Here is a 15,036-nt window from a genome sequence, read left to right on the forward strand (position 1 = left end):
TACGATCATGCCTGGGCTTGATTGCATCGTGCGCACACAAAGGGGGTGGCCAACAAAAGAATGCGCAACATCACACGCAGTCCAGCTATCCACTCGTTTCAAGGTAGTCAAACCCCAAACACGCTGACAAGGTCACCTGCTACTCAACAGACTATGCTTTCGATGGGCTCTCTCGCTTGAAGTGTTCAATACGCTCCTCCCATCCGCATAGGAGACCTATCCCATGCGCGCCATGGTCCTGCACCAGCAACGCCAGCCCCTGACGTTGGAAGACGTCCCCGCCCCAAAACCGGCGGATCACCAGATCCTGATCCGGGTCACGGCCTGCGGGATCTGCCGGACGGACCTGCACGTGGTGGATGCGGATCTGAAGGAGCCGGTATTGCCGCTGATTCCGGGACATCAGATCATCGGTGAGGTGGCGCAACTGGGGGCCGCGGTGACCGGTTTCGAGGTGGGTCAGACGATGGGCGTGCCCTGGCTGGGCAGCAGTTGTGGGCAGTGCTGGTTCTGCACCCACGAGAAAGAGAACCTGTGCGACGCCGCCCGCTACACCGGCTACCAGATTCCGGGCGGGTTTGCGGAGTATACGGTGGCCAACGCGCGCTACTGTTTCCCGGTGCCAGAGGGCTTTTCGGACCTGCAGGCCGCACCCCTGCTCTGCGCCGGTCTGATCGGGTACCGCGCCTATCGGCTGGTGCAGGACCGCCAGCGGATCGGGCTCTACGGCTTCGGGTCAGCGGCCCATATCCTGATTCAGGTGGCACGGCACTTCGGCCAGTCGATCTACGCCTTTACCCGCCCCGGAGACCGCGAGGCGCAGGATTTCGCCCGTTCCCTGGGGGCGGCCTGGGCCGGGGATTCATCCCAGTCGGCGCCAGAGGCGCTGGACGGCGCCATCCTTTTCGCCCCCGCCGGCGAGCTGGTGCCGGCCGCGCTCCGGGCCGTGCGCAAGGGCGGACGCGTGGTCTGTGCCGGCATCCACATGTCGGACATTCCCGGTTTCCCGTACAGCATTCTCTGGGGCGAGCGGGAGATCTGTTCGGTGGCCAACCTGACCCGGCGCGACGGTGAAGAGTTCCTGCCCCTGGCGGCGCGCATCCCGGTCGACACCACTGTGCACACCTACCCGCTGGAACAGGCCAACCAGGCGCTGGACGATCTCCGGGCCGGTCGCTTCACCGGCTCCGGCGTGCTGGTGATCTGAGGCTCAGCGGCCCGGCCTGGCCACGCTTGCGGCGGTGACCGCGTTCCGGCAGCGCCCGGTGGTCTCAAATTCGTCCATGTTCGCCAGGGTGGTAGCGACGATGCCGTCCAACGCATCGCGGGTGAAGAACGCCTAGTGGGCGGTGATCAGCACGTTGGGGAAGGTCAGCAGGCGGGTGAACACGTCGTCCTGGATCACCCGGTCGGACAGGTCCTCGAAGAACAGATCGCCCTCCTCCTCGTAGACATCCAGCCCCAGGTGACCGATCCGGCCGGATTTGAGGCCCTTGATCACCGCCCGGCTGTCCACCAGGGCACCCCGGCTGGTGTTGATGAGCATGACGCCGTGTTTCATGGTGTCGATCGCCGCCGTGTCGATCAGGTGGTGGCTGTCCGGCGTGAGTGGGCAATGCAGGGACACCACGTCCGAGGTGCGCAGCAGCTCGTCCAGGGTCACGTAGCGCACGCCCAGCGCCGTGCACGCGGGATTCTCGTAAGGATCGGATGCGATCACCGTCATGCCGAAGCCGGTGAGGATGCGGGCCAGCACCTCGCCGATTTTGCCGGTGCCGACGATCCCCGCGGTCAGGCCGTGGAAGTCGAAGCCCATCAGGCCGTTGAGGGAGAAATTGCCGTCCCGCACCCGGGCGTAGGCGCGGTGGGTCTTGCGGTTGAGCGACAGCATCAGCGCCACGGTGTGCTCGGCGACGGCGTAGGGCGAATAGGCCGGCACCCGCACCACCGCCAGCCCAAACGCGTCGGCAGCGCCCAGGTCAAGGTGGTTGAAGCCGGCGGAGCGCAGCGCAATCAGTTGCGTGCCACCGGCTTTCAGGCGACGTAGCACCGGTTCCGACAGATCGTCGTTCACAAAGGCGCAGACGGCGGGATAGCCGTCGGCCAGGGACACAGTGGTGGGATTCAGGTGAGGCTCGAGAAACGTCAGCGCGTGACGGCCTTCGCTGTTGTTGGCTTCGAAGACCTCACGCTCGTAGGGCTTGGCGTTGAAGATCGCAACCTTCATGACAGGCGTCCTGCGTTGTCGATTAGGCTTGGATCTTAACTTTAGGCTGTTTATCAAGGGTAAGGAAGCAGGCAGGCACCCACACAGGCGCCTACCCAGTCGAAAAGCGTTCTAACGGTACTTGCGGTCCCGATCGATCAACGGCACTTGGGTTCCGAAGTAATAGCTCAGCGAAAGGTTGAACGTGTCGTCGTGCGGTGATGACGTATAGCCCAACGATACTTCCGTCGATTCGCCCAAGGCATCCGGTTGATGTGACAGAGCAACCGAGTAGTTATCCCGTGAATCCATACCGCTACCGGAAAGCAGCAGCTTGGTGTTGTCTTCCGGGTACCATGCCACTGAGCCGGTCCAACTGTGCGCGTCATCGACCGGGTCTTCAACGTCTACCAGCGTTCGCTGGAATCCAAGGGTGAATCGATCAATGTAGTACTCACCAAACGCCGAGTACTGGTAAGACTTCAGATCGTCCGGAACCGCCGGACTGGAGCTGTCAAAGAAGGTCTTGGTGTACGCCGCCGACACACCCACCTTGCCCAGATCAAAATCTCGCAAATAGATGCTGCCACCAAATCCCAGATTGTCAGCGTCCAACTGATTACTGCCGGAGTCAGCCTGACTGGTTTGGCCCCCCACAAACGCGGACGATCCGACATATCCGAAGAGCGGAAGGTTGATGGTACCGGAAAGATCGACCGAGTCACTGTCGCGGTCTTTGGTATAACCTGCACCAACCTCGTAGTTGGTATCGAGTACGCCACCTTGCTCCCCAGCCAGTGCCAGCGTGGGCACCAGGAGCAAGCAGCCGACAAACGTTCGAGTCACAGCGAGTCCTTATTTTACGTCGTCCATAAAGTCACAGAGGATACCTCTCAGGGCTCAATCTGTGCGCTGTGGCGACAGTATCATTCTGCCACGATCCTGCCAATTCCGTCGTTTTGGAGCCCTGATTCGAAACCTTCGACGCAGGAGGCGGTTCAAACGTACGGAATGATCGACTCCCCGTACAGCGCCAACTCTTCCAGCAAGTGCCGGTCGCGGTCTGAGATGTCCGGCGACTGCACCCGCTGCTGGATATCGGCAAAGAAGCCTTCCAGGGAGCGCCAGCCGGCCTTGGGCTGCATCAGGCGTTGCTGACGGAACTGTTCCCAGCGTTCCTGCTCCTCGGGATCGAGCGTATGCGGGAAATTGCGGGCACGATAGCGGAAGACCATTTCCGGCAGGCGCGGGTCGTCGAAAGTAGGCACTTCCTCGCCCATCACCTCAACCGGCTGCTTGAGCAGCTGCTCCAGGCGCTTGCGGTCCGCCGGGGGCAGGAACCCGCCGGCGTAGAGCTGTTCGTCCGGATCGGTAAGGTCGCCGGGGCCATCGTCCTGTGGAGCGAAGGCGTTGGCGATGGTCTCGGCGATGCCCGGCGCGTTGCGCAGTTTCTGCAGGTTGGTGCGCAGCACGTCGCCGTCCAGCTGCAGCTCGCCCAGGCGCTCGGGCGTGAGGGACTTGAGCATGGCGCCCGGCGCCAGGATCGGGCACTTGTTCAGGTGCACCGCCTTGAGCGCGAAGCGTTCCTCGCCTTCGCCCAGATCCGCCTGGGACGAGAACACCCGGCGGCGAATCTCGTCGGCGTCGGCCCCCACCAGCTCGGCGGGATCGTGGCGCAGGTCGTAGACGATCACCGCGTTCTTGTTGACCGGATGCTGGGCCACCGGCGCCACCATGGCGCAACAGCCGATGGACGCCGGATACTTGCTGGAGACATGGAACACCGGCTTCATGGTGGCCAGGTCGAGCATGGAGCGGGCGGAGTGCTTGTCCTTGTGCTCCAGCACGTACTCGAACAGCTTGGGCTGCTTCTCCTTGATCAGCCGGGCCATGGCGATGGTGGCTTCCACGTCCGACATGGCGTCGTGGGCGGCCTCGTGGGCGATGCCGTTGGCGGCGGTCAGTTCCTCCAGGCGGAAGCTGGGCGAGCCGTCTTCCTTCTTGGGCCAGTTGATGCCTTCCGGGCGCAGGGCGTAGGTCAGCCGCACCATGTCGATGATGTCCCAGCGGGAATTGCCGTTCTGCCACTCCCGAGCGTAGGGATCACGCAGGTTGCGGTACAGGGTGTGGCGGGTGACCTCGTCGTCGAAGCGCAGGCTGTTATAGCCCACGGCGCAGGTGCCCGGCTGGCTGAAGGCCTCGTGGATCATGTCGATGAACTCGGCTTCCGGATAGCCTTCGGCCTGCGCCTGCTGGGGCGTGATGCCGGTGATCAGGCAGGCCACCGGATCGGGCACGTAGTCCTCGGTCGGCTTGCAGTAGATGACCAGCGGGTCCTCGATGATGTTGAGGTCGGCGTCGGTCCGGACTCCGGCAAACTGGGAGGGCCGATCGTGGATCGGGTCGGCGCCGAAGGTTTCGTAGTCGTGCCAGTAAAAGCTCTTGATCACAGTGTCCGGACCTCTGCGGGGTTCTGCCAGTTTGGTGGCCGAGTGTAGCAGAGCCGCCGGGGGGGATCAGTAGGCAGGCTTCTTTTAGAAAAGTCCTAAACCACGGTCGATGTACTCGGTCCTCGCCCGGGGAATCCCGTTCTGCAAGGTCTGCAGATCCAACTGCATGGCGGTGGGCACGTTGAGGAAGACGCCCGCTGCCGCATCGATCGCACCGCCGGTGCCATCCTGCCACTGCACCGCCTGTTTCTGGAAGGCGATGAACAGGTCGTCGGTGAAGCCGGTGGTGCCGTCGCCGTTGCCCTTGCCCACATCGAGGGTCTGCAGGTTGGTCAGGGGCGCGCACTGGGTGTTCGTGGCGCAGTCGGTGGCGGCGTCCGCCAGGCCGATGTCGGTCGCGCGGGTCTGGGTGGCGTTGCCGTCGGCGTCGAACAGTTGCGCGGCGGAGACGTTGCCGTCCGCGTCTTCGAGCTGGATGCCGAGGTGGCCGGAGAAACTCTCGATATCGCCCGACAACGTCCCGCGCGCTTGATTAAAGCCGACCCGGAAGCCGATGACCTCGCCGTTCTCCTCCGCCAGCTCGATGTACGGATCACGGCCGACGAAGGGCACGATCTCGTCGACGGCGTAGGTCTGGCCGTCGATCTGGACCCGATTGGCGTCGGTGGCGATGTGGCCGAGGGAGAGCTGGTCGATCAGCACGTCGGTGCCGTCGCCGGTGTCACCGAAGGCCAGCGATGCGATGTTGGTCTGCACCTCCGCATCCAGCCCCAGCGTGATTCGGGTGGTGCGGTTGGCCGCGCTCCCGCCCAGATCCACGGCGATCATGCCCTGCCCCCGAACCTGCTCCATTTCCTGTTCGGAAATGGGCCGCAGCTCCGCATCCACCGTCCCGGCCAGCATCAGGCCGAGCAGTGCCGGGGCCACGCGTGCACGCGTTTCCCTGTTCATGTTGATGGTCTCTGTGTCGTTGAGCGTCCGCCCCTGATCGGCAACCGCCACGCCCGTCGATTCTTGTTGTTGAATTGGGCGCGTTACCCGGGGCTTTTTCTTGCTTGCGATCGGGACTATAGGCGGGCAAACCCGGCGGGACAGTGAGAGATGTCACATCGGGCCAATGGCCCGACAAGGCAATCCTGAATCTGTGATGAATCTCTTACAATAAATTACATTTGGGACAACAAAAGAAACAGTGATTAGGGCATCATCACTTCCTTTCGCCTGTGCCGGTTATCCGATCGGCACGCTCAAGTCCGGTGCCAATTCGGTCGTTGATTACAGATAACAATTCAGCACTGGCGACACTCCTTTCCCGACGGGTTAGATCGCATGAGCTATCGAGTCCTCATCTGTGACGACTCCGCCATGGCGCGCAAGCAGATGGCCGACGCCCTGCCTTCGGCGGCGGTCACGGATCTGGCGTTTGCCGAAGATGGCGAACAGGCCCTCGGGCTGATTCGCCAGGATCGATGCGATCTACTGTTCCTGGATCTCACCATGCCGGTGCTGGACGGCTACGCCGTGCTGGAGGCCATCGCCCGGGAAGACCGGCCGGTGATGACCATCGTGGTGTCCGGCGACATCCAGCCGGAGGCCCGGCGCCGGGTGCTCAACCTGGGCGCCATGGATTTCATCCGCAAGCCCACCGACGCCGCCGAGATCCGCGACATCCTGGCCGACTACGGCCTGATCTCCCCCGCCGAAGCCGCCACGGAAACCACCGCTGTCGAACGGGCCACGGCGGACGATACCGGCGAGGAAAACCTGTTCGGGCACCTGCAGGAGCTGGCCAACATCGCCATGGGCCAGGCCGCCGATCTGCTGGCCCGGCTGCTCAACGTGTTCGTCAAACTGCCGGTACCGCGGGTGGACATGCTGGCGCAGAGCGAACTGGCCATGGCGCTGGGCGCGGTGGACGAGCGTGACGCCTATTCGGCGGTGTGCCAGGGATTCAATGGCGGCGGTATTGCCGGCGAAGCGCTGCTGCTGTTCTCCGACGCCAGCTTCAATGACATGACCCGCCTGCTGGGTTACGAGGAAGACGACCGCAACGCGCTGGAAGTGGAAGTCCTGATGGACCTCTCCAGCATCCTGTTCGGCGCCTTCCTGCGGGGGCTGGGCGAGCAGCTGGATCTGAACCTGGGCCTCAGCCACCCGGTCGTGCTGGGCCAGCACCGCCAGATCGGCGATCTTCTGGAATATCACCAGGCCCGGGACCAGCAACTGCTGTGCGTCGAAATCAATTACGCGATAGAGGATTACAACGTGGTCTGCGACCTGCTGATCCTGCTGACCGGGGATTCCCTGCCCCGACTCGAGACCGCCATCCACGGAGCGAAGGCGTCCCGATGATGGCCAAACCCGAAGACCTGCAGGAATTCCACTGGCTGATGGACATGCTGGAAACCGTGGAAGTGGGCCTGGTGGTCCTCGACCACGACTACGGCGTGCACGTGTGGAACGGGTTCATGGAGAACCACAGCGAGATTACCGCCAGCCGCATCAAGGGCCGCAACCTGTTCGAGATCTTCCCCGATCTGCCCGAGCCCTGGCTGCGACGCAAGCTGGAGTCGGTGCGCCTGTTGCGCACCCGCGCCTTCACCACCTGGGAGCAGCGCCCCTACCTGTTCCACTTCCGCAACACCCGCCCGATCACGGGCACGGCGCCGTACATGTACCAGAACCTGACCATCAGCCCCCTGTGCGGCAGCGACGGATCGGTGCAGATGTACTGCCTGATGATTTACGACGTGACCGACATGGCCGCCGGCAAGCTGGCTCTGGAACGGGCCAACGACCAACTCAGCCGCCTCAGTGAAACCGACGGCCTGACCGGGCTGCTCAACCGCAATACGTGGGAAAACCTGCTGGAAGCGGAATACGGACGCTGCTGCCGCTACGGCAACGAATCGGTGCTGGTGATGTTCGACATTGACCGCTTCAAGTCGGTGAACGACACCTACGGCCACGTCACCGGGGACGAGGTGATCCGGCGCACGGCCCAGATCCTCAAGGCCAACCTGCGCCATGCCGACCTGGCCGGCCGCTACGGCGGCGAGGAATACGCCATCGTGCTGCCGGAAACGCCGATCGACGGCGCGGTGGTGTTGTGCGAGCGCATCCGCCGCACCATCGAGACCACCACCGTGGACGTCGGCTCGGCGCGAATCCAGTGCACCATCAGCATGGGACTGGCATCGATGACCGAGGATATCGACAGCGCCCGGGAGTGGATCGAGCGCGCCGATACGGCGCTCTACGCGGCAAAAACCGGCGGCCGGAACCAGATCCGGGTCGCCGGGCAGTGAGCGGGCGCCGCCTTATTTGGCGCTGAGCGAACGCACCGGGCGGGAGACCAGCCCCTGGATACTCTGCTCGTAGATTTCCTCGCGCTCTTCATTGTTTGTGATGCACAGCCCCAGATCACGCAGCAGGCCGTCGGCCACGTCGTATACCCAGCCGTGCACGGAGAGTTCCTGGCCGCGTTCCCAGGCGTCCTGGACGATGCTGGTCTGGCACACGTGACGCACCTGGGCCATGGCGTTCAGCTCGCACAGGCGGTCCACCTGCTCGCTCTCGTCGGACAGTTTCTCCAGGATCGGGCTGTACTCGTCGCGCACGTCCTGCACGTGGCGCAACCAGTTGGCGATCAGGCCCTTGCCTTCGTTCTTCAGCGCCGCCTTTACACCGCCGCAGCCATAGTGGCCCACCACCATGATGTGCTTGACCTTCAGCACTTCCACGGCGAACTGCAGCACCGACAGGCAGTTGAAGTCGGTGTGCACCACCACGTTGGCGACGTTGCGATGCACGAACAGGTCACCGGGCATCAGATCTACGATCTGGTTGGCAGGCACACGGCTGTCGGCGCAGCCGATCCAGAGGTATTCGGGAGCCTGCTGGTTGGACAGTCGCTCGAAGAACTGTGGGTCTTCCTGCTTGATCTTATCCGCCCAGTCGCGGTTGCTTTCAAAGAGGTGGTTCAGCCGTCGCATGGTTCCCTTCTCGATGTGGATAGGTTCTCGAAGCGGGTGTTTATAACACGCGGGCGGCCGATTTCCTGAACCGCCCGAAAAACACCCGGGCACAAAAAAGGCGCTACCGCGAGAACGATAGCGCCTTAAATTGAACGGCAAATCCCGTTCCGGTTCAACTGGACTTACGGGTTAGCCGTCTCCAGCGGCGTGTGCAGGGACGACTGCGCCAGGTCCAGGAGCTCGCGCAGGGCGACGGAGAACATGGCGTACTCCGGCTCCCGGGCGCTGCGCAGTTCCGACAGCATCGCGTGCCAGCGCTGGACCATCGGCTTGTGCCGATCGGCCCATTCCTCGATGGCCTGCTCGATGTCCCCTTCCTTGCCGCTGATGCGCAGCACGCCGGTGGTCAGCGCGCGCTGCTGCCAGTCCAGGTCTTCGCGGAAGCTCTCCCGTGCCAAGGCCTCCCAGTGGGAGGACGGCGACAGCTTGGCCACCGCGCCGGCAAACCAGTTGAGGTCCAGCTGTTCGCCCAGGGTGTAGTACAGGTTGGCCACCTGCTTGAGCGGCACCTGGGTTGTCTCGTGGGCCTCGATGATGCCCAACGCCGAGTACAGGTACGACGCCCCGGCCACGACACCGGCCACATCCTCGGGAATATCCTTGGCCACCAGCGCGTCGAACTGCTTGCGCCAGGCCGTACCGGACTCCGTGCCCAGGTATTCCGGCATCTGGCCGATGATGTCGGACAGCGCCGCGGCGAAGCGGTCCATGTGGGTCTGGATGTTCAGCTCGCTGCGACGGTTGCGCAACAGCCAGCGCACGGAACGGCGGATCAGGCGGATCAGCTCGTTCATCAGTTCCAGCTGCAGTTCCGCCGGCACCTTGAAGTCCAGCGATTCGATCTTGTTCCACCACTCGTCGAAGCGGAACACATCACGGGCGATGATCCAGGCCATGGCGATGGCCGACACCGACGCGCCGGTGGACTGGGCCATCCGGTCCACAAAGGTGATGCCCATGTGGTTGACCATGTCGTTGGCGATCTGGGTGGCGATGATTTCACGCCGCAGCTGGTGCTCGCCCAATTCCTTGCCGAACTTTTTGATCAGTTGCTCCGGGAAGACCTTGTTCATCTCCTTGGCCAGCAACGGCTCGTCCGGCAGCTCGCTGTCGATCAGCAACTGCTTGAGGTCGCCCTTGACGTAGGAGATCAGCACCGACAGCTCGGGCCGGGTCAGGCCGCGCTTGTTCAGCTTGCGCTCCGCCAGGGTCTCCTCGTCAGGCAGGAACTCCAGCTCGCGGTTGAGTTTGCCCGCGGTCTCGAAGTTGATCATCAGCCGGCGGTATTCCTCCAGGCGGGTGATCGCCTCGGTGTTGGCGATACTGATCGCCTGGGTCTGGCGGTAGTTGTTCAGCAGCACGAGATCGGACACGTCGTCGGTCATCTTCTCAAGCATGTTGTTGCGCTGCTTCTCGGTCAGGTCGCCGGCCGCCACCACACGGTTGAGCAGGATCTTCATGTTGACCTCGTGGTCGGAGCAATCCACCCCACCCGCGTTGTCGATGAAGTCCGTGTTCAAACGCCCGCCGTTAAGACCGAACTCGATGCGACCGAGCTGGGTCATGCCCAGGTTGCCGCCCTCGCCGACCACCTTGGCGCGCACTTCGCGGCCGTCCACGCGCAGGCCGTCGTTGGCCTTGTCCCCCACATCGGCATGGGTCTCCTTCGAGCCCTTGACGTAGGTGCCGATACCGCCGAACCACAGCAGATCCGCCTGGGCCTTGAGGATATGGCTGATCAGCATGTTGGGCGGCACGCGGTCCGACTTGATGTTGAACAGCTTCTTCATTTCCGCGCTGACCGGAATCGATTTGGCGCTGCGGTTGAACACCCCGCCGCCCTTGGAGATCAGGTCGGCGTTGTAGTCGGTCCAGCTGGAGCGCGGCATCTCGAACAGGCGCTGGCGCTCCTCGAAGCTGGCCCTGGGATCCGGCGTCGGGTCAACGAAGATGTGCAGGTGGTTGAACGCCGCAATCAGCTTGGCGTGCTCGGAACGCAGCAGGCCGTTGCCGAAGACGTCACCGCCCATGTCGCCGATACCGATCACCGAGAAGTCATCCCTGGCCGGGTTGATGCCCAGCTCGCGGAAATGCCGCTCCACGGATACCCAGGCGCCCTTGGCGGTGATGCCCATCTTCTTGTGGTCGTAACCCTGGCTGCCGCCCGAAGCAAAGGCATCACCGAGCCAGAAGTCGTATTCCGCCGACAGGCCGTTGGCGATGTCGGAGAAGGTGGCGGTGCCCTTGTCCGCCGCGACCACCAGGTAATGATCGTCCTCGTCGTGGCGGATGACGCTGGTTGGCGGCTTGATGGCGCCGTCCACCAGATTGTCGGTCACATCCAGCAGGCCGCGCACGAAGGTCTTGTACGCTTCGATGCCTTCGCGCTGGAAGGCGTCGCGATCACCGCCATTGGGCAGCTGTTTGGCCACGAAACCACCCTTGGCGCCCACCGGCACGATGACCGCGTTCTTGACCTGCTGCGCCTTGACCAGCCCCAGGATCTCGGTACGGTAGTCCTCGAAACGGTCCGACCAGCGCAGACCGCCGCGCGCTACCTTGCCGCCGCGCAGGTGCACACCTTCCACCCGCGGCGAGTACACGAAGATCTCGAACATCGGCCGCGGCAGCGGCATGTCGGGAATCTCGGACGGACGGAACTTGTAGCTGACGTAAGGCTTGTGGCCGCCATTCTCGTCCAACTGGAAGTAGTTGGTGCGCTGGGTCGCCTTGATCAGGTCCAGGTACAGGCGCAGCACCCGGTCCTCGCTCAGGTTCTCCACGTCGTCCAGGCCGGCGTTGAATTCCAGCTCCAGCTTCTGCTGGGCGGCCGCGCTCTTGCCGCTGCTCTGGAAACGTTCCGGATCGAAACGCACCGCGAAGAAATCCAGCAGCAGCTGCGCCAGGGACACGTGATTGACCAGCGTGTTGGCGATGAAGGTCTGACTGTTGGAGATGCGGATCTGACGCATGTAGCGGGCGTAGGCCCGGAGCATGGCAATCTGGCGCCAGTCCAGGTAGCAGGCCAGGACCAGCCGGTTGAAGGTGTCGTTCTCCGCCTGGCCATACCAGACGCGGCGGAACAGGTCTTCAAAGATCGGCCGGATGCGGTGGATGTCCACCGCCTTGCCGGACCGGGCCTGCAGGGTGAAGTCATGGATCCATACCGCCTTGCCGCTGCGATCCACCACCTCGAAGGGGTGCTCGCCCAGCACCCGGAAACCGAGGTTGTGGAAGATCGGCAGCACATCCGACAGCGGCAGCTGCCTGTCCGGCGCGAACAGTTTGAAGTGGACCGTGCTTTCCTCTTCCTCCAGCGCCCGGTAGAAACTCATCTCCACGCGGTCGTTGCCGGCCGACTCAGTGATGTGGTCCAGGTCGATGGCGGCCCGGCGCGGCGAGAACATGTCCCGGTAGCTGCCGGGGAAAGCGTTGCGGTAGAGGCGGATCAGCTCGTTGCCGCGTTCCTCGCCGTGAGTCTCGTAGAGCGCTTCGGACAAGCCGTCGCGCCAGGACTGGGCCAGCGCCAGCACGCTTTCCTGGATCTCGGCCACCGGCAGCTGGCGGTTCTCCACCTGCGGCACACGGATGGTGAACTGCACCCGCGCCAGTACCGACTCGGAGAAATGGGTGACGAACTCGATGTCCTCGGCACCCAGCCGCTCCATCAGCACCTGCTCCACGCTCAGGCGCAGCTCGGTGTTGTAGATATCCCGCGGGAAGAACGCCAGGCAGGTGACGAACTGGCCGTACACATCCTCACGCATGAATACCTTGATCATGCGGCGTTCCTGAATGTAGAGGATATCCAGCGCCACGTTGTAGAGCTCGCCCGGCTCGATCTGGAACAGCTCGTCGCGGGGGTAAACCGTCAGGATCTGGTCCAGCTCCTTGCCCGCGTAGTCGTCGCGCAGGAAGCCGGAGCGCTCGATGACCTCGGCGATCTTGCGGCGCAGCAGCGGGATCTGATCCGGACGCTCCTGGTAGACCCGCGAGGTGTAAAGGCCAAGGAAACGGCGCTCGCCGATCACCTCGCCCTTGGCGTTGAATTTCTTCACCGCGATGTAGTCGGGATAGGCCGGCCGGTGCACTCGCGACCGCTGCGCCGACTTGGCGAAGATGAAGATGTCGTCGGTGCGGGTCATCTCCGTGCGCGTACGCTGGGGCAGCTCGTCGAGACGCACCTTGGCCGGACGTTCGTTGTGGACCCGCAGGATCCCCATCTCGGAATCCGGCACCTGGGTCACCAGGATGCTGCCGTCCTTCTCCTTGACGAAGTCGTACTCGTCATACCCCAGGAAGGTGAAGTGGTCGTCGCCCAGCCATTCCAGGAAACGGTGCGCTTCCTTGACGTTCTCGGCGCTGACCTTGGCCTTGCAGTTATCCAGCTCCTTGAGGATCTGGGCGGACTTGTCCTTCATCTTCGGGAAATCGTCCACCGCGATGCGCACTTCCTCAAGCACACTCTGCAGTTCCTGCTCCAGGACACGCAGGTCTTCCGGGTCACTGTGGCGGTCGATCTCCAGCACGATCATCGCTTCGTAGCTGGTCTTGGCCTTTCCCGGTTGGCTGTCGCGGTCGTGGATCTTCTTGAGCTTGCCGGTGCGGTCGCGTTCGACCTGGAGGATGGAGTGGTAGAGGGTGTGGGTACCGATTTCGCGCTGGTTGATCGCGATGCGGATGGAGTCGATCAGGAAAGGGATGTTCGGATGCAGTATGAATATGACCGAATGGGTCGATTGCCAGCCGTCGCTTTCCAGATCCGGATTGAAGACCGACACAGGCGTTTCGCTGGCGCCGCGTTTCTTGATGAACTGCCAGGCGGCGAGAACCGACCCGTAGACATCCGCAAACCGCCTCGACACCAGTTCGTTCAGCGGTAAGTGGGATAAATGTTGAACTGCAAATTCACTGATCTTCTTCGCTTCAGTCTTGTTGATTTTCTCGGCAAAGGCTTCGGCCAGCAGGTCATGGAACTGATCCTTGCTGGTTACCGTCAGCGCGTTCATGTGCTACCCCAACTTTCTGAATTAATGTTAATAAACAAATGAGGCGGAGTCCTGTCAGAGACAGGGTTCCCCGACAAGGCCATGACAGCTAGCGGGATATGTCCGCACGCGGCTACCGCCACAAGCGGATCTTTTCACAAGCATAGTCAAACCCTTGATTTTTGCTGGTAGGTTACAAACACTGGGCCCCTACGGCGATTGTGGTGAATACGGACCCGGCCCATGCCGGTACCCCACCGCGACTGCACGAGTCGACGACATCACGTTGATTGGCTCTCCTGCCCCGCAGGGCGCGGATCGCCCTCACGTCCCGGATCGGTCGCCCATAGGTCCCGGATCGAAAGTCAAAACGGAAGGTTCGAAAGTGCAATGAGTGTGCAGCGTATATTCGGGGATCTGCGATCCCAATTAGCGAAAAGGATCATTGGGCAGGAAAAACTGGTGGATCGCCTGCTGATTGCTCTCCTCGCCGACGGCCACCTGCTGGTGGAAGGGGCCCCGGGCCTGGCCAAGACCACGGCCATCAAGACGCTCTCGGACCACATCGAAGGCGACTTTCATCGCATCCAGTTCACGCCCGACCTGCTGCCCTCGGACGTCACCGGCAGCGAGATCTACCGGGCCGAGACCGGCCTGTTCGAATTCCAGAAAGGCCCCATCTTCCACAACCTGGTGCTGGCCGATGAGATCAACCGCGCGCCGGCGAAAGTCCAGTCCGCCCTGCTCGAAGCCATGGGCGAGCGCCAGGTCAGTGTCGGCATGAAGACGTTTCCCCTGGATCGCCTGTTCCTGGTGATGGCGACCCAGAACCCGATCGAGCAGGAAGGCACCTACCCGCTGCCCGAAGCCCAGCTCGACCGGTTCCTGATGCACGTCATCATCGACTATCCGGACGCCGGCGCCGAGCGCGACATCCTTCACCTCGCCCGCCGCGACTACCAGCAGGGCCCGGCGCCGACCGACCTGCGCCTGCGTGCCGAAGACATCTTCCAGGCCCGTCTCGACGCCAACGAGCTGTTCATGGCCGAAGCGGTGGAGGATTACCTCGTGGCGCTGGTGCTGGCCACACGCCAGCCGGCGACGCTGGACGAGGAACTGGCCCGCTGGATCGCCTTCGGCGCCAGCCCGCGCGGCACCATCGCGCTGGATCGCTGCGCCCGCGCCAAGGCCTGGCTGGAAGGCCGGGACTTCGTCAGCCCCGACGACGTGCGTGCGGTCGCCTTCGACGTGCTGCGTCACCGCGTGCTGCTGACGTTCGAGGCGGAAGCCGACGGCATCACGCCGGACGACGTCATCCAGCGCCTGATCGACCGGGTACCGGTGGCCGCCTGACA

Annotated in this window: 9 protein-coding genes and 1 pseudogene; 4 read left to right on the forward strand and 6 right to left on the reverse strand. The window is 63.0% G+C overall.

Annotated elements, in window-relative coordinates:
- The first annotated feature begins 223 nt into the window (after positions 1–223).
- A complete protein-coding gene (locus DKK67_RS16805) occupies positions 224–1,207 on the forward strand; it encodes a zinc-dependent alcohol dehydrogenase family protein (RefSeq protein ID WP_111497675.1) in 984 nt (327 codons plus the stop codon).
- A gap of 3 nt (positions 1,208–1,210) precedes the next feature.
- Here DKK67_RS16805 and DKK67_RS16810 read toward each other — a convergent pair.
- From DKK67_RS16810 to DKK67_RS16825, 4 genes and pseudogenes are all read right to left on the reverse strand, one after another.
- A pseudogene (locus tag DKK67_RS16810) lies at positions 1,211–2,227 on the reverse strand (2-hydroxyacid dehydrogenase).
- A 111-nt stretch (positions 2,228–2,338) separates the two neighbouring features.
- On the reverse strand, positions 2,339–3,052 hold the full coding sequence (locus DKK67_RS16815; protein WP_162628861.1) for a hypothetical protein: 714 nt from the start codon (positions 3,050–3,052) through the stop codon (positions 2,339–2,341).
- Positions 3,053–3,204: 152 nt separating this feature from the next.
- Complete coding sequence (gene sbcB / locus DKK67_RS16820) at positions 3,205–4,656, reverse strand: exodeoxyribonuclease I (RefSeq protein ID WP_111497678.1); 1,452 nt, start codon at positions 4,654–4,656, stop codon at positions 3,205–3,207.
- A gap of 84 nt (positions 4,657–4,740) precedes the next feature.
- A complete protein-coding gene (locus DKK67_RS16825) occupies positions 4,741–5,607 on the reverse strand; it encodes a hypothetical protein (RefSeq protein WP_111497928.1) in 867 nt (288 codons plus the stop codon).
- Between the two features lie 378 nt (positions 5,608–5,985).
- On the opposite strand from DKK67_RS16825, the gene DKK67_RS16830 reads away from it, so the two are divergent.
- A complete protein-coding gene (locus DKK67_RS16830) occupies positions 5,986–7,008 on the forward strand; it encodes a response regulator (protein ID WP_111497679.1) in 1,023 nt (340 codons plus the stop codon).
- The gene (locus DKK67_RS16835) at positions 7,005–7,964 is read left to right on the forward strand and encodes a GGDEF domain-containing protein (protein WP_407657874.1); all 960 of its coding nucleotides are present in this window, start codon (positions 7,005–7,007) and stop codon (positions 7,962–7,964) included. Before DKK67_RS16830 ends, DKK67_RS16835 begins: the two co-directional genes overlap by 4 nt.
- A 12-nt stretch (positions 7,965–7,976) precedes the next feature.
- On the opposite strand, the gene can is transcribed toward DKK67_RS16835, so the two are convergent.
- Both can and DKK67_RS16845 read right to left on the reverse strand, forming a co-directional pair.
- Positions 7,977–8,651 carry a carbonate dehydratase gene (gene can / locus DKK67_RS16840; protein WP_111497680.1) on the reverse strand — a complete coding sequence of 225 codons (675 nt, stop codon included), beginning with the start codon at positions 8,649–8,651 and terminating at the stop codon, positions 7,977–7,979.
- Positions 8,652–8,815: 164 nt separating this feature from the next.
- The gene (locus DKK67_RS16845) at positions 8,816–13,702 is read right to left on the reverse strand and encodes an NAD-glutamate dehydrogenase (protein ID WP_111497681.1); all 4,887 of its coding nucleotides are present in this window, start codon (positions 13,700–13,702) and stop codon (positions 8,816–8,818) included.
- 369 nt (positions 13,703–14,071) lie between these two features.
- Between DKK67_RS16845 and DKK67_RS16850 the strand changes: the two genes are divergently transcribed.
- Positions 14,072–15,034 (forward strand): AAA family ATPase, encoded by a 963-nt coding sequence (locus tag DKK67_RS16850; protein WP_111497682.1) that lies wholly within the window; start codon positions 14,072–14,074, stop codon positions 15,032–15,034.
- Positions 15,035–15,036: the final 2 nt, after the last annotated feature.

Source organism: Marinobacter bohaiensis (assembly GCF_003258515.1).
Taxonomy (GTDB): Bacteria; Pseudomonadota; Gammaproteobacteria; order Pseudomonadales; family Oleiphilaceae; genus Marinobacter_A; species Marinobacter_A bohaiensis.

What these genes read in the sequence shown, in the direction of transcription:
- DKK67_RS16830 (WP_111497679.1), top strand. Translation starts at nt 5,986, where the DNA reads ATGAGCTATCGAGTCCTCATCTGTGACGACTCCGCCATGGCGCGCAAG.
- DKK67_RS16805 (WP_111497675.1), top strand. Translation starts at nt 224, where the DNA reads ATGCGCGCCATGGTCCTGCACCAGCAACGCCAGCCCCTGACGTTGGAA.
- DKK67_RS16850 (WP_111497682.1), top strand. Translation starts at nt 14,072, where the DNA reads ATGAGTGTGCAGCGTATATTCGGGGATCTGCGATCCCAATTAGCGAAA.
- can (WP_111497680.1), bottom strand. Translation starts at nt 8,651, where the DNA reads ATGCGACGGCTGAACCACCTCTTTGAAAGCAACCGCGACTGGGCGGAT.
- DKK67_RS16835 (WP_407657874.1), top strand. Translation starts at nt 7,005, where the DNA reads ATGATGGCCAAACCCGAAGACCTGCAGGAATTCCACTGGCTGATGGAC.
- DKK67_RS16825 (WP_111497928.1), bottom strand. Translation starts at nt 5,607, where the DNA reads ATGAACAGGGAAACGCGTGCACGCGTGGCCCCGGCACTGCTCGGCCTG.
- DKK67_RS16845 (WP_111497681.1), bottom strand. Translation starts at nt 13,702, where the DNA reads ATGAACGCGCTGACGGTAACCAGCAAGGATCAGTTCCATGACCTGCTG.